Origin of the sequence: Bradyrhizobium sp. SZCCT0148, from assembly GCF_018129985.1 — a bacterium.
Classification (GTDB): domain Bacteria; phylum Pseudomonadota; class Alphaproteobacteria; order Rhizobiales; family Xanthobacteraceae; genus Bradyrhizobium; species Bradyrhizobium japonicum_H.
Window position 1 is genome coordinate 441,042 of sequence record NZ_JAFCKT010000002.1, and the last position, 24,427, is coordinate 465,468.

The window sequence follows — 24,427 nt, forward strand, 5'->3', positions numbered from 1 at the left end:
CTACCTCCCCAACTCCGTCGCCTGCGCGACGCGATCGAATCGCTCCAGCGTCATGATCGCGTCGGCGAATTTTTCCGCCCGCGCATTCAGCACCGGCCGGGCCAGCGTCAGGAATTTCTGCTGCATCGCCTGCGCGTCCGGGAACGAATTCGGCTCGCCGGAGGGATCGGCATAGAGCCGCTCATGCACGCCGTCGTCGGTGGTGATGCTGACGCGCGCGCCAAAGGGATGTGTGCGGCCGACCTCGAGACGGTCGTCCTGCACCACATCGAACTTGTCGGCGAGCGCATCGATCGCGGCGTCGCCGAGCCGATTGTAATCGTCCCAACCGAACGAGCCCTGGTCGAGCGCGAGCGCGCCGGTGAAGAACATCGAGAACTGGCCGCCGACGATCGAGGTCGGGTGCCGCTTGGTCGCGGCATCGCCGGTCAGCGTGATGCCGTTGCGGTGCAGGCCGATCTCGACGCGCTTGACCTGGTCGGGCGTCAGATTGTGCTCGCGCCGCATCGCGATCAGCGCGTCGATCGCGGCATGGGTGTAGCGGCAGCTCGGATACGGCTTCACGCCGATCTTCATCGTCTCATAGGTGTTGCCGAGCCCGGCGACCGCCTTATCGGGATGCGGGTCGTCGGTATAGCCGGCGAGCAGGCCGTGCTTGCCCTCCACCGATTCCGACGAGCCGACGAAATCGTTGCGCGCCAGCGTCGCGGCAATCACGCCGTTCATCGCGGCGGCGCCGACCTGGTAGCGCTTGTTCCAAGCGCCGTTGACCAGGAATTGCAGTGAGCCCGCGGCCTGGCTGCCGGAGACGCCGAAGGCCGCGATGATCTGCTGCTCGGACAGTCCGAACAATTTTCCGGCCGCCGCGGCCGCGCCATAGGTGCCGGCGGTCGCGGTCGGGTGGAAGCCGCGTGCATAGTGCGAGGTCGGATCGAGCGCATTGCCGAGCCGGCAGCAGACTTCATAGCCTGCCACGATCGCGGTCAGCACGTCGCGGCCCGACGCACCGACCATCTCGCCGACGGCGAAGGCGGCCGGGACCACCGGTGCGCTCGGATGCAGCGAGGAATCGGCATGGGTGTCGTCGAAATCGAGGGAATGGCCGAGCGCGCCGTTGAGCAGCGCCGCAACCGCCGGGGTCCAGGTCTTGGTGTCGCCGAACACGGTGGAGTCGCCCTTGGTGTCGAGCGCGAGCGCCTCCAGCATTTTCAGGATCGCCGGGGTCGATTCCGCCTCGCTGCGGGCCCGGATCGCGCTGCCGAGAAAATCCAGCGTCAGCACCTTGGCGCGATCCAGCACTTCGGCCGGAATATCCTGGTATTTCAGATTGAAGACATAGGCGGCGAGCGTTGCGGTTTCGTGGGCCATCGTGTTTCCTCGTTTTGGCGCGCAAGTTAGGCGGGCTGATTTGGCCTTTCAAGCGGCCTTGCGGCCGCGGGCATCAGCCATGCTTTTGCCGGCTCCAAAAGGTTCGGATTTGAGAGAATCGAGACCTCAGACGATGGCACTCGCAAAACAGCTGTTCGAGCGGATCAGGTTGCGGCGGACCCAACTGGGATTGGCAATCCGGGTCACGGTGGCCGCGACCGCGGCCTATGCGCTGGCCACCGCGCTGCATCTGCTGTTGCCGCTCTGGGCGGTCCTGACCTCGCTGATCGTGACCCAGATGAGTGTCGGGCGCTCGCTTAAGGCGACGCGCGACTATCTGCTCGGCACCATCGGCGGTGCCATCTATGGCGGCGCCATTGCGATCCTGATCCCCTATTCCAGCGAAGCCGGCCTGTTGGGTCTGCTGGTGCTCTCGGTCGCGCCGCTCGCCTTTGTCGCCGCGATCAATCCGAGCCTCAGCGCCGCCACGGTGACGGCCGTGATCGTGCTGCTGGTTCCGACCATGCACCATTCCGATCCCATGACTTCGGCGATCGACCGCGTCAGCGAGGTCGGGGTCGGCGCCATCACGGGACTGCTGGTCTCGTTCCTGGTGCTGCCCTCGCGGGCGGTAAGGCAGATCCGTGCCAGCGCGGCGATCCTGCTCGAGCTGATTGCGGACGCCTTCACCGAGCTGCTCGCGGGCCTCACCCGGGGCCGCGACAACGACGCGCTGCACCGGATCCAGGACGGCATCGGCACCGCGATGGTCGGTCTCAACGCGATCGGCGCGGAAGCCGAGCGCGAGCGCGCCGCGCGGCTGTCGAGCGGGCCCGACACCGGTCCGCTGCTGCGAACGGTCCTGCGGTTGCGCCACGATGTCGTGATGATCGGCCGCGCCACCGTGGTGCCTTTGCCGATCGAGGTGCAGACGCGGCTCGCCGGGCCGTTGACGGAAGTCTCGACCGTCATCGCACATTTCCTGCGATCGGCTGCCGCGGCCATGCGGCAAGGCGCCGGCGCGCCGCCGATCCATCCCGTCCACGTCGCAGTCGAGCACTACGCCGAGGCGGTCGCCGCGGTGCGCAAGGACGGCCTGATCCGGGGTCATTCCGGCGACACCGCCGAGCGCTTCTTCGCCATCGGCTTTTCGCTGGAGCAGATGCACCAGAATCTCTGCGACCTCGACCGCGTCGTCGGCGAATGGTCGGAGGCCGCGGCGGACAAGTCGGTGCGTGTGGCGGAGTAAGCTACCGCTTCGCCAGTCCCTTGCTCTGCATGCGCCACACCAGCAGATCGATGCGGTCCTGGCCGAAGAACGGCTCGTTCTCGAACACGAAGGTCGGCACGCCCCAATGGCCGGAGGCGGCGTGGTCCTTTTCGTTCTCCGCGATGACCTGCTCGTAGCGATCCGGATCGGCGCTGATCGCGGCATCCATCGCGGCCAGGTCGAAGCCCGCGCTCTCGGCGGCGCGCGCGAGGTGATCGCCTTCGTTCCAGCCGGCCACCGAACCGTCCCACAGCACACGCGCGATCGCGAAGCTAAATGCGAGCGAGCGGCCCTCGAGCTGCGCCATGGCGCCCAGCCGGGTGAGCCGGTGGATGTAGGGCTGCTCGGCCGCGACATCGAATGTCGTCTTGTCCTGCACGATCGGATCGGGCCGGGGAAAGCGGCACGGGATGCCCTCGTGCTGCGCCACGCGCGTGCTGTCGAGCACGACATAGCGAATGAAATTCGGGCTGGCCTTCTTGAAGAAGCCGGGCACGCGGACCGCGAGCGGATAGACCGGCCGCAGGTTCACGGCGAGATCATACTCTTCGACCAGCTTGAGTGTCTTTGGCAGCGCCAGATAACTGAACGGGCTGCGGAAGGAGAAAAAAAGATCAACTGACAGGGTCATCGGCCGGCTCCACGATCCGCCGCATCATGCTGCGGACCACCAGCTTGTGAAAGGGCATGATGAGGGCGAGGTAGGTACGGCCCAGAAGATTATGCGTCCGCACCAGCGTGGTCGAGGTCACCTGGCGGTCCGCTGCCGTGCCCGCGACAGCGACCACGATGCGGAAATCGAGGTGAGAATCATCAAAACCGGCGACCAGCTGCTCCGGCGTCTCGCTCAGCACCGGAAACAGGCCGATCAGCCCGCCCGGGGCCGGCGCGCCTTCTCCCGATGTCTTCAGCCCGAACGGGCTCACCAGGATATTGCGCAGGCGTATCAATATGTCGATCCAGCGCGGCCCGTGCAGCACCATCCTCGTGCAGGCCTCGCGCGCATTCACGGCCGCTGCGCCAATCTCGACGCGGAACGCGTCTATGAACTGCGCACCTGCCAGCACCGAGCCGGCATCGACATCAGGCGTGACTTCGTGGACTGTCCCGATCATGTCGCCAGTCTGCGCGTCAGTATCCGGAAGCGCAAGATCAACAAGCCGGCATAGACGAATGAGCCGATCGACAGTCCGATCCAGACGCCGACGGCGCCGAGATCGGCGTGGAAAGCGAGCCACCAGGCGGCGGGAAAGCCGACGCACCAATAGCCGATCGCGGCGAACACCATCGTCATCCTGGTGTCATTGATTCCGCGCAGGGCCCCGCCCATGATGGTCTGGAGCGCATCGGCAATGAAGAACGTGGCGCCGACCAGCAGCAGCGTCGCGGTCAGCTCGACGGTTGCCGCACCGGCCTCGCCGCGGCCAAAAAACAGCCGTCCGAGCTCGTAGCGGCCGAACATGATGGCGATGGTCAGCGCGGCAACGAACATGATTCCGAGCAGGGCTGCGACGAGGCCTGCGCGCCGCACCGCGGCCGGGTCGTTGCGGCCGAACGCATGGCCGACCCGCACCGTGGCGGCCATGCCGATGCCAAGCGGGACCATGAAAAGTACGGCCGTGACCTGGAGCGCGATCTGGTGCGCGGCGAGTGCCGTCGTCGAGATCAATCCCATCAGCAGCGCGGCCGACGAGAACAAGCCGTATTCCAGTAGAAGGGAGAACGAGATCGGCGCCCCGATCGCGATGAGCTGCCGCATCAGGGGCCAGTCGATCCGCCACAGCCGCGCAAGCGGCTGGTAATCGGCAAAAGGCCTTCGCCATGCGGCGATGGCGAGCGCGGCGAGAAAAGTGCCGAGATTGACGAGCGTGGTCGCAAGCCCCGCGCCGAACAGGCCGAGCTCCGGCAGGCCGAACAGGCCGTGGATCAAGGCATAGACCAGCACGGCATTGACCGGGATCGCCGCCAGCGTGATCCACAGCGGCACCTGCGGCCGGTTCACGGCGCTCATCATGCTGCGCAGTGCGATGAAGCCGAGCGCCGGTGCGATGCCCCACGCCAGCCCGTTCAGATAGCGCTGGGCGAACGCGGCCGATTGCGGTGCCTGGCCGAGCGCAAGCAGGATCTTTTCGCCGTAGAGCGGCGACGCCATCATCGGCAGCGAGATCAGGAACGAGACCCACAGGCCGACGCGCAAGGCGTGTCGAAGCCGTTTAACGTCGCCCGCGCCAAACGCCTGTGCGGCCAGCGGCGATACTGCGGTCACCAGCCCGAGCCCGAAGGTGAAGCTGACGAAATAGACCGTGTGCGCCAGTGCCGCCGCGGCGACTGCATTCTCGCCGAGATGACCGATCATCGCGAGATCGGTCGTGATCATCGCGATCTGGCCGAGCTGGGTCAGCATCATCGGCACGGCCAGCCGCAGCGTCTCGACGAACTCTTCGGCGAGATGATTTGGCGGCACGCCGGCTTGCGGCTGCGGACGGGGCTGGACGGTATCGAGCATGTCGGCTCAGTAGCACGGCCGGGCGACGAAAACATGGCCCGTCTCTCTTACCCTCTCCCCTTGTTGGAGAAGATGGCTCGCCGCGGAGCGGCGAGACGGGTGAGGGGCATCTATCCGCGAACTCGATAGAGTTGGACTTGCCGAGCGAACCCCTCATCCGGCGCTTTGCGCCACCTTCTCCCACAACAGGAGAAGGAAGAAGAACATCAGCCCTTCCGCTCCGGCACGCGCGTGATCTTCGCGCCCAGTGCGTTCAGCCGCTCCTCGATCCGCTCGTAGCCGCGCTCGATCTGGTCGGCGTTGTTGATCGTGGAGGTGCCCTGTGCGCACACGGCGGCCAGCAACATGGCCATGCCGGCGCGGATGTCGGGCGAGGTCATGGTCGCGCCATGCAGGCGGCTGGGGCCGGCGATGATGGCGCGGTGCGGGTCGCACAGCACGATGCGCGCGCCCATCGCGATCAGCTTGTCGACGAAGAACATCCTGGATTCGAACATCTTCTCGAACATCAGGATCACGCCCTCGCACTGCGTGGCGGTGACGATTGCGATCGACATCAGGTCGGCCGGGAAGGCCGGCCAGGGCTGGTCCTCCAGCTTTGGCACATGGCCGCCGAAATCGTCCTGAATCTTGAGCGTCTGGTTCGACGGCACGATCAGGTCGTCGCCCTCGACGCGGCAGACTATGCCGAGCCGCTCGAACCCCATGCGGATCGAGCGCAGATGCTCGACGCCGGCGCGGGTGATGCGCAAGGGAGAGCGCGTCACTGCGGCAAGCCCGATCAGCGAGCCGACCTCGATATGGTCGGGCTGGATCCGGTACGTCGCGCCACCCAGCGTCGCAGGCCCATGGATGATCATGGTGTTGGTGCCGATGCCCTCGATCTTCGCACCGAGCGCGACCAGGAAATTGGCGAGATCCTGCACGTGCGGCTCGGAGGCCGCGTTGCGCAAATAGGTGACGCCGTCGGCGGCAACCGCCGCCACCAGCGCGTTCTCCGTCGCGGTGACGCTCGGCTCGTCCAGGAACACGTCAGCGCCGGACAGCCTGGGTGCGCGGAATTCGAGCCGGTCGGTCGCGGTGACCTTGGCCCCCAACTGCTCCAGCGCCAGCACATGCGTGTCGAGCCGGCGGCGACCGATGACGTCCCCGCCGGGCGGCGGCAGCATCACTTCGCCGCAGCGCGCGAGCAGGGGGCCTGCGAGCAGGATAGAGGCGCGGATACGCACGCACAGCTCGGGGTCGAGATCGGCGGCACGGATGCTCTTGGCATGGATGTGAAGCGTGTTGCGCCCGGTCCAATCCGCGGAGGCACCGACCGAGCGGATCAGCTCGACCAGCGTCTCGGTGTCGCGGATCCGCGGCACGTTCTCCAGCGTCACCGGATGCTCGGTGAGCAGCGCCGCGGCGATGATCGGCAGCGCGGAATTCTTGTTGCCGGACGGCTCGATCGAGCCCGAGAGCCGGTGACCGCCCTCGACGATGTATTGGATGGGCGCCAAATGGAGTCTCGCTGTCCTGATGGGTGGGCTGTTTCGGGCGGAAACTACAGAGAATCGAGCAGGGGAGCAATTCCGCACTTGTCGCGGCGGAAGGCCATCCGGTGGCCGAAGAAATCCTTTTCGGACCGGCGTTTAGAACAGGCCGATGATATTCGCCACCACATAAAGGATCACGATCAGCATCAGCACGCCCATGGCCAGGAACGAGATTTCGACGGCAATGGCGCCGGCCCCGAGTGCGGCCGCGACGCCCGCCAGCAGCCTCTCTTCGCGAAACACGAGGGCGAGGACCGAGAGCAGGATGGCAAGCAGGCCGAGCGAGATCGCCGCGATCGAGGATGCTTCCCTCAATTGGCTTGCCGTCGACTTCTCCCGAGGCGGGGCCTGGTACTCGGCGCCCTTGACGCGCGCGATCAGGCGATCCTTCAGGCGATGGCCGGTGTCGACAATCACTTTGTCCGCTGGCGGTGGCGGGTAGATCGCAGGTATCACCCAATGCGGCAACACGGCCGCAACCAGCGCCAGCACGCCGACGATGCTCCCGATCACGCCGAGCCGGCGGGAGGGGAGGGCGGGACTGGTGGTCGCAGAGCTGGTCATGGCACGACGCTTCCCGGCCGGAATTGGCCGCTGGGTTCATGCCGTTTCGTCGCGATGGCGGGTGGTGAGGTTCAGCCCGTGTGCATCCACATCGTCATGGTCGGGCTTGTCCCGGTCATCCACGCCTTTGCCGCATGCACAGAAGAACGTGATGCCCGGGACAAGCCCGGCCATGACGACCGTTCAAAGTAACCGTCCTCAGATGTCGATCGTCGCGCTCAGCGAATGTTCCTGGATGAAGTCACGGCGCGGCTCGACGACATCGCCCATCAGCTTGGTGAAGATGTCGTCGGCCTCGTCGACCTCCTTGACCTTCACCTGCAGCAGCGAGCGCGCATTGGTGTCCAGCGTCGTCTCCCAGAGCTGTTCCGGGTTCATCTCACCCAGACCTTTGTAGCGCTGCAGCGTGACGCCCTTGCGGCCGGCGTCGGTGACGGCTTCGAACAGGTCGACCGGGCCGTAGACCATGTGCTCGACGTCTTTGCGCCGCAGCTTGCCCGGGCGGGCATAAACGTCCTGGAGCCTCACCGTGTACTCGTCGAGCTTGCGGGCTTCGGCCGAGCCCAGGAAGGCATCGTCGATAAGAGCCGCTTCCTTGACGCCGCGCACCGTGCGCTCGAACTGGAAGCCCTGGCCTTCGACGTATTGGCCGACCCAGCCGCGTTCGACTTCGTCGGCGAGCGTGTCGAGGCGGGCGGCGATGTATTGCGCGGCCGCGGCGGCTTTCTCCGGATCGCCGTAGATCGCCTTGTTGAGCACGCCGGTGATGGCGGCCTGCTCGATCACCTTGCGATTGTAGCGGGTGTGCAGGCTGCGCAGGATGCCGCGAACGGCACGGGCGTCGTCGATCAGCGAACGCAGGTCGCGGCCGGTGCGATCGCCGCCGGTGCCGGGAATATAGACGCAGTCGTCGAGCCCGGTGTCGATCAGATAATCCTCCAGCGCCCGCTCGTCCTTGAGGTACTGCTCGGACTTGCCGCGGTTGACCTTATACAGCGGCGGCTGGGCGATATAGAGGTAGCCGCCGTCGATGATTTCGCGCATCTGGCGGTAGAAGAAGGTCAGCAGCAGCGTGCGGATGTGGGCACCGTCGACGTCGGCGTCCGTCATCACGATGATCTTGTGATAGCGCAGCTTCTCGATCGAGAATTCGTCGCTGATGCCGGTGCCGAGCGCAGTGATCAGCGTACCGATCTGCTCGCTGCCCAGCATCTTGTCAGGGCGCACGCGTTCGACGTTGAGGATCTTGCCGCGCAGCGGCAGCACGGCCTGGAACTCGCGGTTGCGGCCCTGCTTGGCGCTGCCGCCTGCCGAGTCGCCCTCGACGATGAAGAGCTCCGACTTGGCCGGATCTTTTTCCTGGCAGTCGGCGAGCTTGCCGGGCAGGGAGGAGACCGAGAGCGGGCTCTTGCGCGTCAGTTCGCGCGCCTTTCGCGCGGCTTCGCGGGCAGCGGCGGCCTGGATCACCTTGCCGACAATCATCTTGGCTTCGGACGGGTGTTCCTCGAACCAGGCCTGCAGCGCCTCGTTGAGGACGTTCTCGACCACGGGGCGCACTTCCGAGGACACCAGCTTGTCCTTGGTCTGCGACGAAAACTTGGGGTCCGGCACCTTCACCGACAGCACGGCGGTCAAGCCTTCGCGGCAATCGTCGCCGGTCAGCGCGATCTTTTCCTTCTTGGCATGGGCCTCGGCATAACCGTTGACCTGGCGCGTCAGCGCGCCGCGGAAACCGGCGAGATGTGTGCCGCCGTCGCGCTGCGGGATATTGTTGGTGAAGCACAGCACGTTTTCGTGGTAGCTGTCGTTCCACCACAACGCGGCCTCGACGCCGATGCCGTTGGCTTCCGCGCGCACCATGATCGGCGCCGGCACGATCGCCTTCTTGTTGCGATCGAGATATTTGACGAACTCCTCGACGCCGCCGGAATAATGCATCTCCTCGCGCTTCTCGACCGCGTGTCGCATGTCGGAAAGCGCGATGTTGACGCCGGAGTTGAGGAAGGCGAGCTCGCGCAGCCGGTGCTCCAGCGTGGCGAAATCATATTCGATGTTCTTGAAGGTCTCGCCCGAGGCGAGAAATGTCACCTCGGTGCCGCGCCGGCCCGGCGCATCGCCGACGACCTTGAGCGGTGCGACCGCATCGCCATGTGCGAACTCGATGTAATGCTCCTTGTTGTCGCGCCAGATCCGCAGGCCGAGCTTGCTCGACAGCGCGTTGACGACGGAGACGCCGACGCCGTGCAGGCCGCCGGAAACCTTGTAGGAGTTCTGGTCGAACTTTCCGCCGGCGTGCAGCTGGGTCATGATCACCTCGGCCGCCGAGATGCCTTCGCCCTTGTGGATGTCGACGGGGATGCCGCGGCCATCGTCGCGCACGGTGACGGAATTGTCCGCATTGAGGATGACGTCGACGCGGGTGGCGTGGCCCGCGAGCGCCTCGTCGATCGCGTTGTCGACGACCTCGTAGACCATGTGATGCAGGCCCGAGCCGTCGTCGGTGTCGCCGATATACATGCCGGGACGCTTGCGGACGGCATCGAGACCCTTGAGCACGCGGATCGATTCCGCGCCGTAGTCACTCGGGTTGGAGGGCTCGTTTTCGGCAGGCTGCTGCCGAGCTGGTTCTGTCATGAGAGGCCTTCGAGATGTCGCCCGAATCAGCTGCGCAAAAGGCGCTGATTTGCGAGCTATTTGTGCCACGAAAGAGGGCTTGCGCCTAGCGCAAAGTATCTTCCGTCAAGCCTTTGACAAAATGGGGTTTTTTGGCCGGTTTTCAAGGCTTCTGATGGCCGATTTCGGGGGCTGCAAAAAGCCCGATTCGGAGGCGTGTTTCGGCGTTGAACGGCGTGGTTTTTGCGGGTCAGGGAAGGTGTCTCGAGGCGCTTTTTGAGGCACGCGTGTGCCTTCTTCACGACGGGATTGTCCCGGGCATCCACGATCCCTAGGCCAGGCGGACCGAGGAACGTGGATGGCCGGGAAAAGCCCGGCCATGACGATACAGGGAGACCGGTGCGCAGCAGCCTCAATACATCTGCAGCGGCAGCACGTCGCCGTTCGGCCCCACCATGAGGCCCCAGGCGTCACCTGCGGCGACGGTGAGGGTCTCGGTATGGGCCGGGCGCCCGGGCATGCGCAGGGCGTACTGATACGTGCCCGGCGGCAGGTCGAGCATCGGGCCTTTCGGCGATCGCGGACCACCGGCGCCGGCTGCGATCTTCACCGTCTGCTTGTTGATCGTCAGCGACGCCTCCTTCGCCCCGATATTGCCGAGCATCAGCCTGGCCTGGCCGGGCTTCGGCATGATCTCGGCCTTGGCAGCGGCATCCGGATTCTTCTGCGCCAGACTGACTGTGGTCTCGCCTTTGGCGCGGCCGAGCTTGAGCACGGCTGGGCCTTGCGGCGAGGTGAAGTCGATCTGCGCGCGTTCGGCGGACACAGCGGCGCCGTCGGCCTTTTCCTCCCAACCGAGCCGGGAAAGCTCGGCCCGGTAGAAGGCCAGGACATCGCCGAGCGGGGCCGGAATGCTGGCTGCCAGCTCGCGGCGGAACGGCATCTCGCTCCCCGGCATCTTGGTGGTGGCGAGCGACTTCGATGATCGCTGCATCGGTACCGGGAGCTGGGATTCAGGATCGAGCTTGAGCGTCTCGGCGGATTTGGCCTGCACTTCCGCGCTGGCCGTCGGCTTCGCGGCTGCCATCACCAGGCCCGATCCGTCGGCGCGGACATTCACCTTCGGTCCCATCTGCATCACGGTCATCGAGATCGACTTGCCGGCCTTGGCGAAGTTCATCATCGCCATGTTGGGCTGGTTGATGACGGAGGGCTGCTCCTTCCAGCCGACGGACTTGAGCGACGCGCGATAGAACGCGGTGAGCGCCTTGACGCTCGAGGTCGAGGAGAATTCGAGATGGCCGTCGTCGCCCTCGAATTTCACGCTCTCGGCGGTCTCGGGCAGCGGCACCGGCGTCTCGCTGTCGGCGAGCGCATTGAGCGGCGCATCGGACAGCGCGCCCGCCTGCACCTTGCGCCTGGCCTCATCGGCGGCCATGAGCTGCTGAGCCGCCCCCAAAGCATCGCCGAGGAACCTCGCGTCCGCCTCTTTCTTCGCCTTGGCGCGGGCCGCAAGTGCGGAGTCCTTCACCTGCGCGGTCAGACTGATCATCGTGAAATCATATTTGCGGCCGAGCCGCATCACGCCGGTCTCCTCCGCCGATGAGATGCTGATCGCGATCTCGTCGCCGGGCGCGAGCGGCGCGTTGCCGTCTTCGCGCCAGCCGCGCGCGGCGAGCTCGCGGCGATAGAAGGCGAGCACGGCGGGCAGCTCGGCCATCGCGGCGGCCGACATCTCCCGCTTGTTGGAGCTTGCGCTGCCAAGGCCTCTCGCCGACTTGGTCGGCTTCGGCCGCGGCAGGCCGGCCATGTCGTCGTCGGCCTCGAGATCCTGGGACAGCGCGAACGGCGCCACCCGGATCTCGACATTGGTGCGGCCGTCGTCGCGTCGTGTCAGGGTCAGCACCACCGGCTTCTGGTAGATGTGCGTCGCGTCGCGCTCGGGATGGTCGTAAAAGACGCGCACGCCGTTCGGGACGGTCCCGTCAAGATCGGCGCTCGGCCGGCGCGATGACGTTTCAGGCGTGAGCTTGCGCCATCCCATGGCCGCCATCTCCTTCGCAAAGAACTCCGAAGTCGTCTCGAACGCGCCGGGTGCGATGCAGCCGAGATAGGGTCGGGTTTCGTCGTAAACGAGATCGGTCGCGCCGTCCGGGAACGGCACGTTCGCGTAGATCCGGTTCGGCGTGTAGAACACGGCGGATTGGTCCGTGCGCCCGCGCGCCTGTGTGAAGGAGACGCGCAGCCCCTGTCGTCCTTTCTTGAAGGTCAGCGCGGCACTCTTCTCGTCCAGCGGATACACATAGGGCACCCAGCCGTCGGCGCTCAGCAGCTTCTTCGTGGCGTCCGACGTGGCGGCAAGCGCGGTCGGGACGGTGTAGATCAGGCGATAGGTGTCCGGGCGCGAAGTATCCTCCACCGCGCCGTCCAGTCGCGGCAGCGTATGGACGTCGACGAAGCTTTCGTCTGCCGCGTGCGCCGGATACGACGTGATCGCCATCGCGAGAACGCCGCAGGCAAGCAACAGCCATCTTGCCGGGACTTGCGCCCCAAGCGGGATCATCCGCATCGTCAATCTCCTGATTGTTGCGCGCGCGTCGCCCTGCGCATGGGCAGGCCGCGACACCTCGGCGCGCGGCCTCAGACGAGAAGTCGCGATGGGAACCGGAGAGGTTCAACGGAGGGCGTACGAGCAGCGTCACGGGCCTGATCAGGCAGGCATCGGCTCAATACAGCTGGAGCGGCGGCCAGGCGTTGCCGTCGCGCCCGATCGTGAGCTCCCAAGTATCGCCGGCGGAAAGGTCGAGGACGTTGGTGGTCGCTGAATGGTCCGGTACGGTCAGTTCGTAGGTATACTTGCCGGGCGCCAGATCGAGCGATACCGCATTGGCGCCCGCGGTTCGCTTGACCGTTCGTGCATTGATCGTGAGCGCGGCGTCTCTCCCGCTGATATTGCTGAACACCAGTTTCGCCTGGCCGGGTTCGGGCATGATGTTGGCCCTGGTCGCTGCATCGGCGTTCTTCTGCACGAAATGAACCGAGGTGCTGCCGTCGTTGCGGGCAAGCTCCAGTGTGGCCGGCCCCAGCGGAGAGGCGAAGGCGAGCCGGGCATGACCGGTTGCGATCACCGCCCCATTGGACTGTTCCTGCCAGCCGAGCCTGCCAAGCTCCGTGCGATAGAAGCCGAGGACGTCGCCGAGCTCAGCGGGCACGGTGGTTTCGAGCCGGGTGCGGAGCGGGGCTTCGACGCCGGGCATTACGGTGGTGTGAATTCCCCGGTAGAGGTAGCGGGTCGGCGCGGGCAACCGCGCATCAGGATCCGGCGCAAGCGCGGTCGAAAACAGCGGCGACAAATTCGATACCCAGGCTCCGGCGCTTGCCGCGAGCAGGCAGCTCGCCAACAAAGCGAGGCCGCATGCAAGGAGTTGCCATCGCGCAGGAGCTCTTGCTCCATGCCTTACCGTCGTCATGCCTACGCTCCAAGCATCGCGTGTGTGTGTGTGAAATCCTGCGCGATTGCACGACGGCAACACCGTCGACGCCGCGTCAGACAGCTAGTCGCTGATGGAACAGGGCGGGTTCAACCCGAAGGCCTAGCGGCGGGACGAGACCTGTCCGCCCTCGACGTCGAAGACTTCGCCTCCAGCGCCGATCTCGGTGAAGGCGGCCGGGTCCGCGCCGGTCAGCCACACCTGCGCGCCGAGCTTGCGCAATTCGTCGAACAGCGCGGCGCGCCTGTTCGGATCGAGATGGGCGACGACCTCGTCGAGCAGCAGCAGCGGCACGATGCCGGTCATCTCGGCAACCAGGCTCGCATGCGCCAGCACCAGCCCGATCAGCAGCGCCTTCTGCTCGCCCGTGGACGCATCGCGCGCGGGCATGCTTTTCGGCGCATAGATCACCTGGAGATCGGTGAGGTGCGGACCGTCGGTGGTACGGCCGGCAATGGCATCACGCGGACGGTTGTCGCGCAAAATCTGGCGATAGCGGTCCTCGACCGACGTCGCCGTCTCGCTCAGCAGCGCGTTCTCCATCCAGCCGTCGAGCGCGATTCTGGCCGAGGGAAAGGCGGAGGCCTGCGCCCGCGCATTCAGCATGCCGGTGAGCCGCGCTGCCGTCTGGCCGCGCGTTGCCGCGACTGCGACCGCAAGCTCCGCCGTCTCGCGTTCGATCGCGTCACACCAATGGTCGTCGTAATTGCGGGTCTCGAGCAGGCGGTTGCGTGAGCGCAGCGAGCGTTCCAGCGCATTGATGCGGCTGGAATGCTCGCTGTCGATCGCCAGCACTAGGCGGTCGAAGAAGCGCCGCCGCTCCGAGCCTGCGCCCATGAACAACCCGTCCATCGCCGGCGTCAGCCACACCATGCGGATATGGTCGCCGAACGCGCTGGCCGAACCCACCGGCTCGCGGTCGATGCGGCAGCGCCGGCTCACGGCGCTGTCCGGCCGTGGCGCATCGATGCCGGTGCCGAGCGTCGCCAGCCCCACCGCGCCCTCGACCTGCGCCGACACCGCCCAGGAGCCGTCGCCCTGGTTGTCGGCGACGTCTTCCAGCGTGGCGCGCCGCAGGCCGCGCCCCGGTGACAGGAACGAGATCGCCTCGATACAATTGGTCTTGCCCGCCCCGTTCGGCCCGACCAGCGCCACCATGTCAGCCGCCGTCTCGAGCCCCGCCGCCCGATAATTGCGAAAATGCGTCAGCGTCAGGCGATGAATGCGGGAGGGGGTCATATTTGGGCTGTGGCACGCTCTGAGCCCTCCCCCCTTGTGGGGGAGGGTGGCGCCTCACGAAGTGAGGCGACGGGTGAGGGGTATCTTACCGCCCGGCAAGCTTTGCAAGGACGTCTTCCAACACAGAAGTGGGCTGTTGTAGCACCTCATTGCTCCAATAACGCGCGATGGAAAAGCCTTCCGCGGAGAGGGCGGCGTCACGAGCGACATCGCGTTGTGATTCTGCGTGCTGGCTTCCATCGATCTCGACTCTCGAAGCAGACAAAGTCGAGAATGTAATTCCTGAACGGAACCTGCCGCCGAAATTTGAATGTGGAGAGACGGCGGTCTCTCAGCAGGCGCCACATTGCGGCTTCGGCATCCGCCGGTTCGCGGCGCATAGTCTTCGCAAATTGACGGAGAGATTTTGGGACGGGCCGATGCGACGGATCCTTCGGCACCAACCCCTCACCTGATTGAGTTTGTGTCCGCCGGCGGAGCTGTCCTCTCCCACAAGGGGAGAGGACGCAACAACGTGCATCGCGTTTTCGCTGAGAGGAGGAGAAGCCGCTGCCTCACACTCACACCCGCATCGGCATCAGCACGTACAGCGCGCTCTTGTCGTCGCGGTCTTGCACCAGGGTCGGGGAGCCGGGATCGGCGAGCCGGAGAGTTGCGACGTCGCCTTCGATCTGTGAGGCGATGTCGAGCAGATAGCGCGAGTTGAAGCCGATATCGAGGGCGTCGGAGGCGTATTCGACCTCCAGCTCTTCGGTCGCGCTGCCGGAATCCGGATTGGTCACCGACAGCACCAGCTTGCCCGGCGACAGCGACAGCTTCACCGCGCGGCCGCGCTCGCTGGAGATCGTCGAGACGCGGTCGACCGCGTTCTCGAAGTCCTTCTTGTCGACGATGAGCTTCTTGTCGTTGCCCTGCGGGATGACGCGGCCGTAGTCGGGGAAGGTGCCGTCGATCAGTTTCGAGGTCAGCACGACGTTGCCGATCGTGAAGCGGATTTTTGCCTGCGACAGCTCGATCGTCATCTCGGCGTCGGTGTCCTCGATCAATCGCTGCACCTCGCCGACGGTCTTGCGCGGCACGATCACGCCGGGCATCCCCTCGGCGCCCTTGGGCTGTACCAGATCGAGCTGGGCGAGGCGGTGGCCGTCGGTGGCGACGCCGCGCAAAGTCGCGGCCTTGGGCGTGCCTGCGGCGTGCAGATAGATGCCGTTGAGGTAATAGCGGGTCTCCTCGGTGGAGATCGCGAACTGGGTGCGGTCGATCAGCCGCTTGACGTCCTTGGCGGCGAGCGAGAACGAATGCGACATGTCGCCAGCGGCCAGATCCGGGAAATCATTCTCCGGCAGGGTCTGCAGCGTGAAGCGCGAGCGGCCGGCGCGGATCGCCAACACCGCGCGGTCGCCGTCGGCCTCCAGCACGATCTGCGATCCATCAGGCAGCTTGCGCACGATGTCGTAGAACATGTGCGCCGGCACAGTGGTGGAGCCCGCGGTCGCGGTTTCCGCCGGCAGCGTCTCCGTGACCTCGAGGTCGAGGTCGGTCGCCTTCAGCGACAATTTGGCGTTCTCGGCCCGGACCAGCACGTTGCCGAGGATCGGAATCGTGTTGCGGCGCTCGACCACGCGATGGACATGGCCCAGCGACTTCAGGAGTTGCGCGCGTTCGACCGTAACCTTCATTGCACTACTCGCCCGATCCCAAAGAAAAACACAGCGTTGGAAAGGCCGGGCGGCGGGACGCGCGCCACGGCACCGAAGACCCCGGAAAGCCCGACCATCCAGCCGATATGACCAAAGCCGTCAGGGTCGCGCAAGGTGGCGCGAATGGCCTCCAGATTCAAGGGATTGGAGGCCAGTTCCGCGCGATTCCCACGATTACCTCCCAGACGAAATCGCCGCCCCGGGCGGGCCGGGGCGGCGGGAGAATGGGAAGAAGGTCCTGGGCGTTTATTCCTGAAGCTGGCGCTTCAGCGATTCCACTTCCTCGGACAGCGCGGTGTCCTTGGAGACCAGGGCCTCGATCTTGCGCACGGCGTGCAGCACCGTGGTGTGGTCGCGCCCACCGAAGCGGCGGCCGATCTCGGGGAGCGAGCGCAGGGTTAGCGTCTTGGCGAGATACATTGCCACCTGGCGCGGGCGCACCACGTTGGCGGTCCGACGCGAAGAGAGCAGGTCGGAGCGGCTGACATTATACTGCCGCGCCACCACGCGCTGGATGTCCTCGATCTTGATCCGCTTCGGCTCCGAGGGGCGGACCAGGTCGCGCACCTCGTGCTCCGCCATCTCCAGCGTCACCGGCCGGTTGTTGAGCTTGGAATGCGCCAGCAGGCGGTTGATCGCGCCTTCGAGGTCGCGGCCGTTATGGGTGATGGTGCGCGCCAGATAATGCAGCACCTCCTCCGGTACCTCGAAGGTCGCATGATGGGCCCGGGCGGCTGCGACGCGCGACTTGAGGATGCCGTGGCGCAGTTCTTCGCCGAGCGAGCCCATCTCGACCACGAGCCCGCCGGCGAGCCGCGAGCGGACGCGGTCGTCGAGGCTTTCGAGATCGGACGGCGGCCGGTCCGCCGCGATCACGACCTGGCGGCCGGCATCGATCAGCGCGTTCAGCGTGTGGCAGAATTCGGCCTGGGTCGATTTGCCCTGCAGGAACTGGAGATCGTCGATCACCAGGACATCGATGCCGCGCAGCGCTTCCTTGAAGGCCAGCGCCGTCTGCGTCTTCAGCGCGGCGACGAAGCCGTACATGAATTTTTCCGCGGTGAGATAAAGCACCTTGCGCTCGTTGCCGGAATTGCCGGCCCAGGTCACGGCCTGCAGCAGATGCGTCTTGCCGAGCCCGACGCCGGCATGGATATAGAGCGGATTGAACATCACGGGGTCGCCGCGGCGACCTTCCGCGACCTGACGCGCAGCCGCATGCGCCAGCGTGTTGGAGCGGCCGACGACGAAGCTCGCGAAAGTCAGTCGCGGATCGAGCGGCGAGCCGCCGAGCGCGTCGTGATTGGCCGACACCGGCGCGGTTGCGGTCGAGCGCAGCTCCGGCGTGGGCGCGCGTCGCATCTCGACGGGCGCCGGGGCTTCCTTCGGCTGCACCACCGGGCGCACGGCCGAACGCACCGTGAGGTCGATGCGATGCACTTCGGGCATCTCGGCCTGCCAGCACGACAGCACGCGCTCGGCATAATGGGCTTGGATCCAGCTCTTCAGGAACCGGGTCGGTACCGAGAGCCGCACGCTCTCATCCTGCACGCCTTCCAGATCCATGCGCGCAAACCAGCTCGTGTAGACGTCTTCGCCAACGTTCGAGCGCAGCCGGCTCTTCACGCGTGACCAGCGATCCTGTTCCATTGTCATCGTTAAAAAACTTCTCTTGAGAGATAAGGTTGCGTTGTGAGCGCCATGCAGGGGATCCCTGGTCACGGCGCGACCTCAAGCGAGTCCATCGTCAGACATGGCTCGACCGTTCGGCGGATACGCCGCGGTCAGATCAGCGATGTCGGAGTAGGAGAGTTCGCGAGGTCAGCGCGTACTCGACGCGCTTTCGCATGTGGGAGGCTGAACGCTGGACGGATCGGAGACGGCATCGTTGAACGATGGAACTTGTGTCAATACCGCGTTGAATCCGTAGGACATGATACCTCCCCGTCCTGCCGTGATCGCTCACGGCAAGGTCCTGCGTGTGAAAGACAGTCGCTCACGTCGCGAATGTCCCGTCCGTCGTACTAGTCGTCAGTTCGGCGTCGCCATCGCTCGTGCCGGGGTAACTTTGCGATGTCCGTGCGCCTCGTGAGATCGGGATCGCAAGATCCCGCTTGGAGACGTTCAGACAAAGAGCTACCATTCCCATATTGCTATGGGTTTTTTGATCCAACATTCGCTTTTTGAAGCGTCGCCTACGTGCACACCGCCGCCGATTTGCACGCTCGCCCCGTTTCCTAAACCGCGCTGGTCTGAAGATCGTGGGCGCCGCTGACGACTTAAGGAATACACTAAGCGGAAAGACTCGCAACGAATTGATTCACACTTGAGCCACCAAAAAAACTTGACCTCGGTTAATGCCGCGCGGGACTTGTTCACAGGCTTTGAGCAAGTTTTTGGATTCGTGCACAGAATCGAAGATGCCGCGCCTTGTGTGACAATTCTCCGCCACCGCCGATTTTTTTTACAAATTTGTCACGCACCCGACGCGCGGGGCGAATTTTCCAAATGCTTGCGGTCGCTATGTCGATAAGTGATTAGCGAGTCTTCGTTTTTTGAGTCTCGTTTCACAGGGTAACTCCACGTGATGTGCATTCCTGTGAATCTACGGTGTGTAGAACTTTGGTCGCCTGCCGATTCAATTGGAGCCCGCCGCACAGGGGTTTTTGCAACGCAGTGGAAGTTTCGGCTGTTGCACGAGATCGGCAAGTAGAACTACGGAACGAAGAATAGCGCAGACGGTGCGAACCTTCCATTCGAAGATCTGTCGCGGCGTGAACGCTTGCATGAATATGGCGGGCAACAAAAAAGCCCGGCGCGAAGCCGGGCTGTTTGACGCGTGCGATGCTCGATCGGATCGGCCGACCGATTGGTCCGCCGTTGCTCGGCTCGTTGCTTCGCTTGTTACTTGGCGAGCTTGGCGATCTGCGCGGTAAGACGCGAGACTTTGCGGCTGGCGTTGTTCTTGTGAATGATGTTGCGCTGGGCGGCGCGCATCAAGGCGGGCTCGGCATTCGCCAGCGCCTTCACGGCAGCGGCGCGGTCGCCGGTCGCGATGGCTTCTTCGACGTTGCGCACGGCACCGCGCATCTGGGTGCGGCGCGACTTGTTGACGGCGGTGCGGCGGGCGATCTTGCGCGTCGCTTTCTTGGCGGAAGTGGTATTGGCCATGGTCTCAATATCCTTTGCGGGTACCGGTCGCGTCTTGGTCGGGTAGCGCCGGCTTGCTTGACCGCGTAATCGACGCTCGGATTTAGGGTGTTCGGTTGCTGGGCTGTCCCCGGAACATGAGCGACAGCCTTGCGGCTGTCTCTGAGGCCCAAAGAGCCTCTAAGCTCAAGGCGCCTGCAACTGCTCAAAGAACAGCGGCGGCAGGATTGCGCCCGCCGCCAGTTGGCGCCCTTATAGAGAGGGTCTTCGGCACCGTCAACGCTTTCCAGGCTGGAAAAGCGGCCTTGGTGCCCTCCAGCGAGCGTCGTAACGCCCTGAAGAGGTTGAATTTATGCCGTCTCCCGGCTATTGGCTGGCGGCGTTTTGTCGGCTTCTCCGATCGGACGACCATATAGGGTGAGGCATGATCCGCGGCTTTTTCCGACTGATTGGGCTGTTGCTGCTCGCCGGCGGGTTCATCTTCATGGTCTATGACGGCGCCCGCTGGGTGGCTGACCAGACCCTCAGATTCACCCGGTTCGGCCAGTTCTGGAACGACATCAATCAGGCCAGCCAATCGGCATTCCGCACCTGGGTCGAGGCCAAGGCGCCCTGGCTCTGGACCTCGGTGATCCGCCTGCTGCTGGATCAGCCGGTTTTCGCGGTCCTCGGCATTCTCGGCCTCCTGCTGATGATCCTGTTCCGGCCGCGGAAACCGCTGATCGGCTATTCCCGGGATTGAGCTCCAATTCCCGCCGGGATTGAGCTCCAAATCCGGGATTGAGCTTCAAATCCTGGCTGGATTGAACGCGCGCGAGACGCGCGACGTAACACCGCTGCCCAGCCCAGCGTAGATCCCTATATTCCCATCTGATCGCGAGCACGCCGCCCGAGCATCTGGCTCAGGCGACGGAGAGCTCGTTCCGCGGAGATCCCATCATGCTGTTCATGCGCAAGACCACCGCATTGCCGAGCGCAGCCGAGGCGCTGCCCGGCCGTGCGCAAGCAATTCCCACCGCGACCACCCATTTCGTCAACGGCCGCAAGCTGCAGCCGCCTTATCCCGCCGGTTTCGAACTGGCGGTGTTCGGGCTCGGCTGCTTCTGGGGCGCCGAGCGTAAGTTCTGGCAGCTCGGCGACGGCATCTACACCACCGCCGTCGGCTATGCCGGCGGTCACACGCCGAACCCGACCTATGAAGAGACCTGCTCGGGCCGCACCGGCCACACCGAAGTGGTGCTTATCGTGTTCGATCCGAAGAAGATCTCCTACGAGACATTGTTGAAGACGTTCTGGGAGAGCCACAACCCGACGCAGGGCATGCGCCAGGGCAACGATGTCGGCACGCAGTACCGAAGCGCGATCTATACTTATTCCGACGCGCAGAAGAAGGCCGCGGACGAGTCGAAGGCGCTCTATCAGAAGGCGCTTGCTGCCAAGGGCCTCGGCGCCATCACCACCGAGATCGCGCCGGCAGGCGAACTCTTTTTCGCGGAGGATTACCATCAGCAATATCTGGCGAAGAATCCCGCCGGCTATTGCGGCCTCGGCGGCACCGGCGTGTCCTGCCCGATCGGCGCCGGTGTGAGTGCGTAAGCGGTCCACGATTTCGTCATGACCGGGCTTGTCCCGGCCATCCACGTTCCTGGCGGCGCAAGAGAAGCTCGTGGATGCCTGGGACAAGCCCGGGCATGACGGAGCGTGGGGTTGGTATTGCGTCGTCGGCATCATCGCAGCCCCCAACTCAACGCTTTATTAACCATAACCGGTGCATCACTTAACCTGTCTCGTTTCGAGGGATTGGTCTGGTGCCGGTTGCACGCGCGTTTCGATGGTCGATCTTGGCAGCGTCACTGGCAGCGTCCGCCGCGCTGACACTTGGCGGCTGCATGCAGACCGCCGGCCCCGTCGCGGTGATGCAGCCGCGCGCCGATCTCGACACCATGGCATATGGCCAGCCCTACGGTGCTCCGCAGCCGGTCGTCGTTGCCAACGGCGGCGGCGGTGCCATCAGCGCGCTGACCAATTCCTTCGCTCCATCGCCTGCGCCGATGCCTGTCGGCTACGCGGTCCCCATGGGAGCGCCAGCACGCCACGATGCCTCGTACCATCTCGACGCCGGCGACAAGCTTCGCGTCGTGGTCTACGGCCAGGAAGGTCTCACCAACAGCTACGCCATCGACGCCGGTGGTTCGATCACGATGCCGCTGATCGGCGGAGTGCCCGCACGCGGCCGCACGCCGGCAGGGCTCGCCGGTGAAATCGCCGCACGGCTGCGCAACGGCTACATCCGCGAACCATCGGTCGCTGTCGAGGTCGAGTCCTATCGCCCCTTCTTCATTCTCGGCGAAGTCACTGCGCCCGGCCAATATCCCTACGTGCCGAACATGACGGTGGAGAGCGCGGTCGCGATCGCCGGCGGCTTCTCGCCCCGTGCCAAGCGCGACGTCGTCACCATCACGCATACCGAGAACGGCGGCTCCATGCGCGCCGTGGTGCCGCTCGGGACCCCCTTGAACCCCGGCGACACCGTGTTCGTCGGCGAGCGCTGGTTCTAACGAATCTCTCCTCTCGTCATTCCGGGGCGCGACGAGGTCGCGGGCCATGATGCGCAATTGCGCATCTGAGAATCCTTAACCCCGAGTCGCGGGTATGGATTCCGGGCCTGCACCGCTTCGCAGCGCATCCCGGAATGACGGCGGTGAGAGATCACTACCTCAAATGCTTCGCAAAGAACGCCATGCTGCGCGGCCAGGCGATGTCGGCGCTGGTCTTGTCGTAGCTCGCGCGCTCGTCGCAGTGGAAACCGTGCTGGGCGCCCGGATAGACGAACACCTCCACGTCCGGCCGCTTCGACTTGATGGTCTCGACGTCGGTCAGCGGGATACCCGCATCCTTCTCGCCGAAATGCAGTTGCGTCGGCACCTTCGGCGTCTCGTCGGCGAAGCGCACGACCGCGCCGCCGTAATAGCCGATCGCAGCCTTCAGTCCCGACAGCCGCGTCGCCGCAACGAAGGCGATACTGCCGCCCAAGCAAAAGCCGATGATGCCGACCGGACCCGCGCTCTTCACCGCATCGATCGCGGCCTGCGTGTCGCGCAACATCGCGGCCCAATCGGGGTTGGCGACGAATTTGCGGGCCTCGGCAATCTCATCGGGCGTGTAGCCCGACTGGAAGCCCGGCGCGGTGCGGTCGAAGATCGACGGCGCGATCGCGACATAGCCTTCCCCGGCGAGGCGGTCGCAGACCGAGCGGATGTGGTGATTGACGCCAAAGATCTCCTGGATCACGACCACCGCGCCCTTCGGCGTACCGCCGGGATCGGCGCGATAGGCGCCAAACTGGAAGTTGTCGGAAGCCGTCAGCCTGATGTCTTGTCCCACGCGGGTTGTCCTTCTTGGTTGTCCATCCGAAATTTCAGCTCTCTCCCCTCATCCTGAGGAGCGCGCTCTTGCGCGCGTCTCGAAGGATGAAAGCGGAGGTGCCGCAGCGGGGCCGTCATGGTTCGAGACGGCGCTTCGCGCCTCTTCACCATGAGGGGTGGGAGCTGCGCGTCACTCCCACATCCAGTTCTCGCCGTAATCCTCCTTCCATCCTGCCAGCCGTCCGTGACGGAATTGCAGGAACAGGCGATGGCGATAGGAGATCAGCCGGCTGCCGCCGATGTTGCGCAGGGCAAGATAGATCTCGTTGCCGGGACGCCCTCGCACATATTGCAGGGGTTGCCCGAGGGCACGGGCGGTCTGCTCGGCATCCATGCCGAAGGCGAGCGGAACATTGTTCGACAAGGTCGTGACGAAGGGCTGGCGCGCCGGCACCGCCCCGAAGGGTTCGGCCTGCGCTGCCGACAACAGCGCCGCCATTGCGCCCGCCGCGAAGATCGCTCGCATCATGCTCTCGCGTCCCTGATTGCCTATGCCGGCAAGTTCTTCAGGAAAGGCAGGACCGCGTCAACAAAAGCCTGGGGCTGATCGATGTTGACGGCATGGCCGGCCGCGGGGATCACGACCTTTTGTGCGCCCGGGATTTTTGCCGCCATGTAATCGGACGCGGCGAGGAATGGGGTGTCGTCGGCGCCGACCACGATCAAGCTGGGCACCTTGATGTTGGGCAGCAGCTCCATCACGCGCGCATCCCGCTGGGTCAGCATGCCGCGCGCGGCCAGCGCCAGTCCCCTGGCGTCGCGATGACAGGCCGTGGCGCGCTCGCGCGTCGCCGATTTCAGCATGTCGAGACCTTCGCGATCGAGCTTGTCGGAGGTCGCAAGCGCCCGCGCATTCCAGGCCTCGCGCGCATCGTCCTTCTTGAAGCCCGGGCCGGTGTCGATGATCAGCAACGCGCGGACGCGCTCCGGATGGGCGCGATAGAACGCCAGCGACATGTAGCCTCCGAGCGAGAGACCACCGATGATGGCGCGCTCCGCGCCGACGGCATCGAGGATCGCGGCCATGTCAGCGACCGTCAACGCTTCGCTGTAGGCGTTGGGATCATCGGGATAATCGGACTGCCCGTGGCCGCGCATGTCCCACAGGATCAGCTGATGGTCCCTTGCGAGCGCATCGACCTGCCCGTGCCACATCGCCGAGGTCGAGGAATAGCCATGGGTGAGCAGCAGCGGCGGCCCGTTGCCGCGGACCTCGTAGTAGATATTGACGCCGTTGCGATCGATCCTAGGCATTGTTGTCCGCCCTTTCCTTTGATTGGTCGCCACGACGTCGGTGACCCCCCTCTCCTGCACGGGAGAAGAAAGTCGCGCCAGCGGCGGCAGCTTAGCTTGCCAAGTTACCTCGAAGAAACTGCCTGAACGCAATGGCACGCATGTCCGACAACGCTCTCGATTGCGTCCAGCCGCTGCTCAAGGCCTGCTCTCGCAACGCACAACGTAGCGACGCAGCGTTTGTTTCGACTGCTTCCAAATTGCAATTGCCTCCGCACCCGAACCCGATCATTCTTGCCGCCAAGGCGGGCCGCCAGCCCGGTGGGCGTC

Annotated in this window: 21 protein-coding genes and 1 pseudogene; 4 read left to right on the top strand and 18 right to left on the bottom strand. The window is 64.9% G+C overall.

Features of this window, described 5'->3' with window-relative positions; translation table 11 throughout:
• Nucleotides 1–1,368, bottom strand: a complete 1,368-nt coding sequence (locus tag JQ580_RS10510; RefSeq protein WP_212279958.1) for an MmgE/PrpD family protein — start codon at nucleotides 1,366–1,368, stop codon at nucleotides 1–3.
• 133 nt (nucleotides 1,369–1,501) lie between these two features.
• On the opposite strand from JQ580_RS10510, the gene JQ580_RS10515 reads away from it, so the two are divergent.
• Nucleotides 1,502–2,617 (top strand): FUSC family protein, encoded by a 1,116-nt coding sequence (locus JQ580_RS10515; protein WP_212279960.1) that lies wholly within the window; start codon nucleotides 1,502–1,504, stop codon nucleotides 2,615–2,617.
• Nucleotide 2,618: 1 nt separating this feature from the next.
• On the opposite strand, the gene JQ580_RS10520 is transcribed toward JQ580_RS10515, so the two are convergent.
• From JQ580_RS10520 to rpsT, 14 genes and pseudogenes are all read right to left on the bottom strand, one after another.
• Nucleotides 2,619–3,269 carry a 2-hydroxychromene-2-carboxylate isomerase gene (locus JQ580_RS10520; RefSeq protein WP_212279962.1) on the bottom strand — a complete coding sequence of 217 codons (651 nt, stop codon included), beginning with the start codon at nucleotides 3,267–3,269 and terminating at the stop codon, nucleotides 2,619–2,621.
• Nucleotides 3,253–3,753: a DUF2867 domain-containing protein gene (locus tag JQ580_RS10525; RefSeq protein WP_212279964.1), complete on the bottom strand. Its 501-nt coding sequence runs from the start codon at nucleotides 3,751–3,753 to the stop codon at nucleotides 3,253–3,255. Before JQ580_RS10525 ends, JQ580_RS10520 begins: the two co-directional genes overlap by 17 nt.
• On the bottom strand, nucleotides 3,750–5,144 hold the full coding sequence (locus JQ580_RS10530) for an MATE family efflux transporter (protein WP_212279966.1): 1,395 nt from the start codon (nucleotides 5,142–5,144) through the stop codon (nucleotides 3,750–3,752). The genes JQ580_RS10525 and JQ580_RS10530 overlap by 4 nt, the downstream gene beginning before the upstream one ends.
• A gap of 206 nt (nucleotides 5,145–5,350) precedes the next feature.
• The gene (murA, locus tag JQ580_RS10535; RefSeq protein ID WP_212279968.1) at nucleotides 5,351–6,646 is read right to left on the bottom strand and encodes a UDP-N-acetylglucosamine 1-carboxyvinyltransferase; all 1,296 of its coding nucleotides are present in this window, start codon (nucleotides 6,644–6,646) and stop codon (nucleotides 5,351–5,353) included.
• 132 nt (nucleotides 6,647–6,778) lie between these two features.
• The gene (locus tag JQ580_RS10540) at nucleotides 6,779–7,246 is read right to left on the bottom strand and encodes a hypothetical protein (protein ID WP_212279970.1); all 468 of its coding nucleotides are present in this window, start codon (nucleotides 7,244–7,246) and stop codon (nucleotides 6,779–6,781) included.
• A 36-nt stretch (nucleotides 7,247–7,282) separates the two neighbouring features.
• Complete coding sequence (locus tag JQ580_RS10545) at nucleotides 7,283–7,420, bottom strand: hypothetical protein (protein ID WP_212279972.1); 138 nt, start codon at nucleotides 7,418–7,420, stop codon at nucleotides 7,283–7,285.
• Nucleotides 7,421–7,444: 24 nt separating this feature from the next.
• A complete protein-coding gene (gene gyrB, locus JQ580_RS10550) occupies nucleotides 7,445–9,880 on the bottom strand; it encodes a DNA topoisomerase (ATP-hydrolyzing) subunit B (protein ID WP_212279974.1) in 2,436 nt (811 codons plus the stop codon).
• 391 nt (nucleotides 9,881–10,271) lie between these two features.
• Nucleotides 10,272–12,428, bottom strand: coding sequence for a hypothetical protein (locus JQ580_RS10555; protein WP_212279976.1), 2,157 nt, complete (start codon nucleotides 12,426–12,428; stop codon nucleotides 10,272–10,274).
• 157 nt (nucleotides 12,429–12,585) lie between these two features.
• Nucleotides 12,586–13,329 (bottom strand): hypothetical protein, encoded by a 744-nt coding sequence (locus tag JQ580_RS10560; protein ID WP_212279978.1) that lies wholly within the window; start codon nucleotides 13,327–13,329, stop codon nucleotides 12,586–12,588.
• Nucleotides 13,330–13,452: 123 nt separating this feature from the next.
• Complete coding sequence (gene recF, locus JQ580_RS10565; RefSeq protein ID WP_212279980.1) at nucleotides 13,453–14,589, bottom strand: DNA replication/repair protein RecF; 1,137 nt, start codon at nucleotides 14,587–14,589, stop codon at nucleotides 13,453–13,455.
• Between the two features lie 85 nt (nucleotides 14,590–14,674).
• Nucleotides 14,675–15,029: pseudogene (locus JQ580_RS10570) on the bottom strand (DUF559 domain-containing protein).
• 120 nt (nucleotides 15,030–15,149) lie between these two features.
• Nucleotides 15,150–16,268 carry a DNA polymerase III subunit beta gene (gene dnaN / locus JQ580_RS10575; RefSeq protein ID WP_212279982.1) on the bottom strand — a complete coding sequence of 373 codons (1,119 nt, stop codon included), beginning with the start codon at nucleotides 16,266–16,268 and terminating at the stop codon, nucleotides 15,150–15,152.
• A gap of 267 nt (nucleotides 16,269–16,535) precedes the next feature.
• Complete coding sequence (gene dnaA, locus JQ580_RS10580) at nucleotides 16,536–17,945, bottom strand: chromosomal replication initiator protein DnaA (protein WP_212279988.1); 1,410 nt, start codon at nucleotides 17,943–17,945, stop codon at nucleotides 16,536–16,538.
• 1,248 nt (nucleotides 17,946–19,193) lie between these two features.
• Nucleotides 19,194–19,460 carry a 30S ribosomal protein S20 gene (rpsT, locus tag JQ580_RS10585; protein ID WP_018319466.1) on the bottom strand — a complete coding sequence of 89 codons (267 nt, stop codon included), beginning with the start codon at nucleotides 19,458–19,460 and terminating at the stop codon, nucleotides 19,194–19,196.
• Between the two features lie 403 nt (nucleotides 19,461–19,863).
• Between rpsT and JQ580_RS10590 the strand changes: the two genes are divergently transcribed.
• The 3 genes from JQ580_RS10590 to JQ580_RS10600 all read left to right on the top strand — a co-directional run bounded on the left by JQ580_RS10590 (nucleotide 19,864) and on the right by JQ580_RS10600 (nucleotide 21,997).
• Nucleotides 19,864–20,181, top strand: coding sequence for a hypothetical protein (locus tag JQ580_RS10590; RefSeq protein WP_212279990.1), 318 nt, complete (start codon nucleotides 19,864–19,866; stop codon nucleotides 20,179–20,181).
• 197 nt (nucleotides 20,182–20,378) lie between these two features.
• A complete protein-coding gene (gene msrA / locus JQ580_RS10595; RefSeq protein ID WP_212279992.1) occupies nucleotides 20,379–21,035 on the top strand; it encodes a peptide-methionine (S)-S-oxide reductase MsrA in 657 nt (218 codons plus the stop codon).
• Between the two features lie 212 nt (nucleotides 21,036–21,247).
• Complete coding sequence (locus JQ580_RS10600; RefSeq protein ID WP_212279993.1) at nucleotides 21,248–21,997, top strand: polysaccharide biosynthesis/export family protein; 750 nt, start codon at nucleotides 21,248–21,250, stop codon at nucleotides 21,995–21,997.
• 154 nt (nucleotides 21,998–22,151) lie between these two features.
• Here JQ580_RS10600 and JQ580_RS10605 read toward each other — a convergent pair whose 3' ends face one another.
• The 3 genes from JQ580_RS10605 to JQ580_RS10615 form a co-directional block, all read right to left on the bottom strand.
• Nucleotides 22,152–22,823, bottom strand: coding sequence for a dienelactone hydrolase family protein (locus tag JQ580_RS10605; RefSeq protein WP_212279994.1), 672 nt, complete (start codon nucleotides 22,821–22,823; stop codon nucleotides 22,152–22,154).
• 171 nt (nucleotides 22,824–22,994) lie between these two features.
• Complete coding sequence (locus tag JQ580_RS10610) at nucleotides 22,995–23,333, bottom strand: hypothetical protein (protein ID WP_212279995.1); 339 nt, start codon at nucleotides 23,331–23,333, stop codon at nucleotides 22,995–22,997.
• A 20-nt stretch (nucleotides 23,334–23,353) separates the two neighbouring features.
• Complete coding sequence (locus JQ580_RS10615) at nucleotides 23,354–24,118, bottom strand: alpha/beta fold hydrolase (RefSeq protein ID WP_212279996.1); 765 nt, start codon at nucleotides 24,116–24,118, stop codon at nucleotides 23,354–23,356.
• Nucleotides 24,119–24,427: the final 309 nt, after the last annotated feature.

Bases quoted from the DNA above. Each gene is read 5' to 3' on its own strand.
- JQ580_RS10510 (WP_212279958.1), bottom strand. From the start codon at position 1,368: ATGGCCCACGAAACCGCAACGCTCGCCGCCTATGTCTTCAATCTGAAA.
- JQ580_RS10515 (WP_212279960.1), top strand. From the start codon at position 1,502: ATGGCACTCGCAAAACAGCTGTTCGAGCGGATCAGGTTGCGGCGGACC.
- JQ580_RS10520 (WP_212279962.1), bottom strand. From the start codon at position 3,269: ATGACCCTGTCAGTTGATCTTTTTTTCTCCTTCCGCAGCCCGTTCAGT.
- JQ580_RS10525 (WP_212279964.1), bottom strand. From the start codon at position 3,753: ATGATCGGGACAGTCCACGAAGTCACGCCTGATGTCGATGCCGGCTCG.
- JQ580_RS10530 (WP_212279966.1), bottom strand. From the start codon at position 5,144: ATGCTCGATACCGTCCAGCCCCGTCCGCAGCCGCAAGCCGGCGTGCCG.
- JQ580_RS10540 (WP_212279970.1), bottom strand. From the start codon at position 7,246: ATGACCAGCTCTGCGACCACCAGTCCCGCCCTCCCCTCCCGCCGGCTC.
- JQ580_RS10545 (WP_212279972.1), bottom strand. From the start codon at position 7,420: ATGGCCGGGCTTGTCCCGGGCATCACGTTCTTCTGTGCATGCGGCAAA.
- gyrB (WP_212279974.1), bottom strand. From the start codon at position 9,880: ATGACAGAACCAGCTCGGCAGCAGCCTGCCGAAAACGAGCCCTCCAAC.
- JQ580_RS10555 (WP_212279976.1), bottom strand. From the start codon at position 12,428: ATGCGGATGATCCCGCTTGGGGCGCAAGTCCCGGCAAGATGGCTGTTG.
- JQ580_RS10560 (WP_212279978.1), bottom strand. From the start codon at position 13,329: ATGACGACGGTAAGGCATGGAGCAAGAGCTCCTGCGCGATGGCAACTC.
- recF (WP_212279980.1), bottom strand. From the start codon at position 14,589: ATGACCCCCTCCCGCATTCATCGCCTGACGCTGACGCATTTTCGCAAT.
- dnaN (WP_212279982.1), bottom strand. From the start codon at position 16,268: ATGAAGGTTACGGTCGAACGCGCGCAACTCCTGAAGTCGCTGGGCCAT.
- dnaA (WP_212279988.1), bottom strand. From the start codon at position 17,945: ATGACAATGGAACAGGATCGCTGGTCACGCGTGAAGAGCCGGCTGCGC.
- rpsT (WP_018319466.1), bottom strand. From the start codon at position 19,460: ATGGCCAATACCACTTCCGCCAAGAAAGCGACGCGCAAGATCGCCCGC.
- JQ580_RS10590 (WP_212279990.1), top strand. From the start codon at position 19,864: ATGATCCGCGGCTTTTTCCGACTGATTGGGCTGTTGCTGCTCGCCGGC.
- msrA (WP_212279992.1), top strand. From the start codon at position 20,379: ATGCTGTTCATGCGCAAGACCACCGCATTGCCGAGCGCAGCCGAGGCG.
- JQ580_RS10610 (WP_212279995.1), bottom strand. From the start codon at position 23,333: ATGATGCGAGCGATCTTCGCGGCGGGCGCAATGGCGGCGCTGTTGTCG.
- JQ580_RS10615 (WP_212279996.1), bottom strand. From the start codon at position 24,118: ATGCCTAGGATCGATCGCAACGGCGTCAATATCTACTACGAGGTCCGC.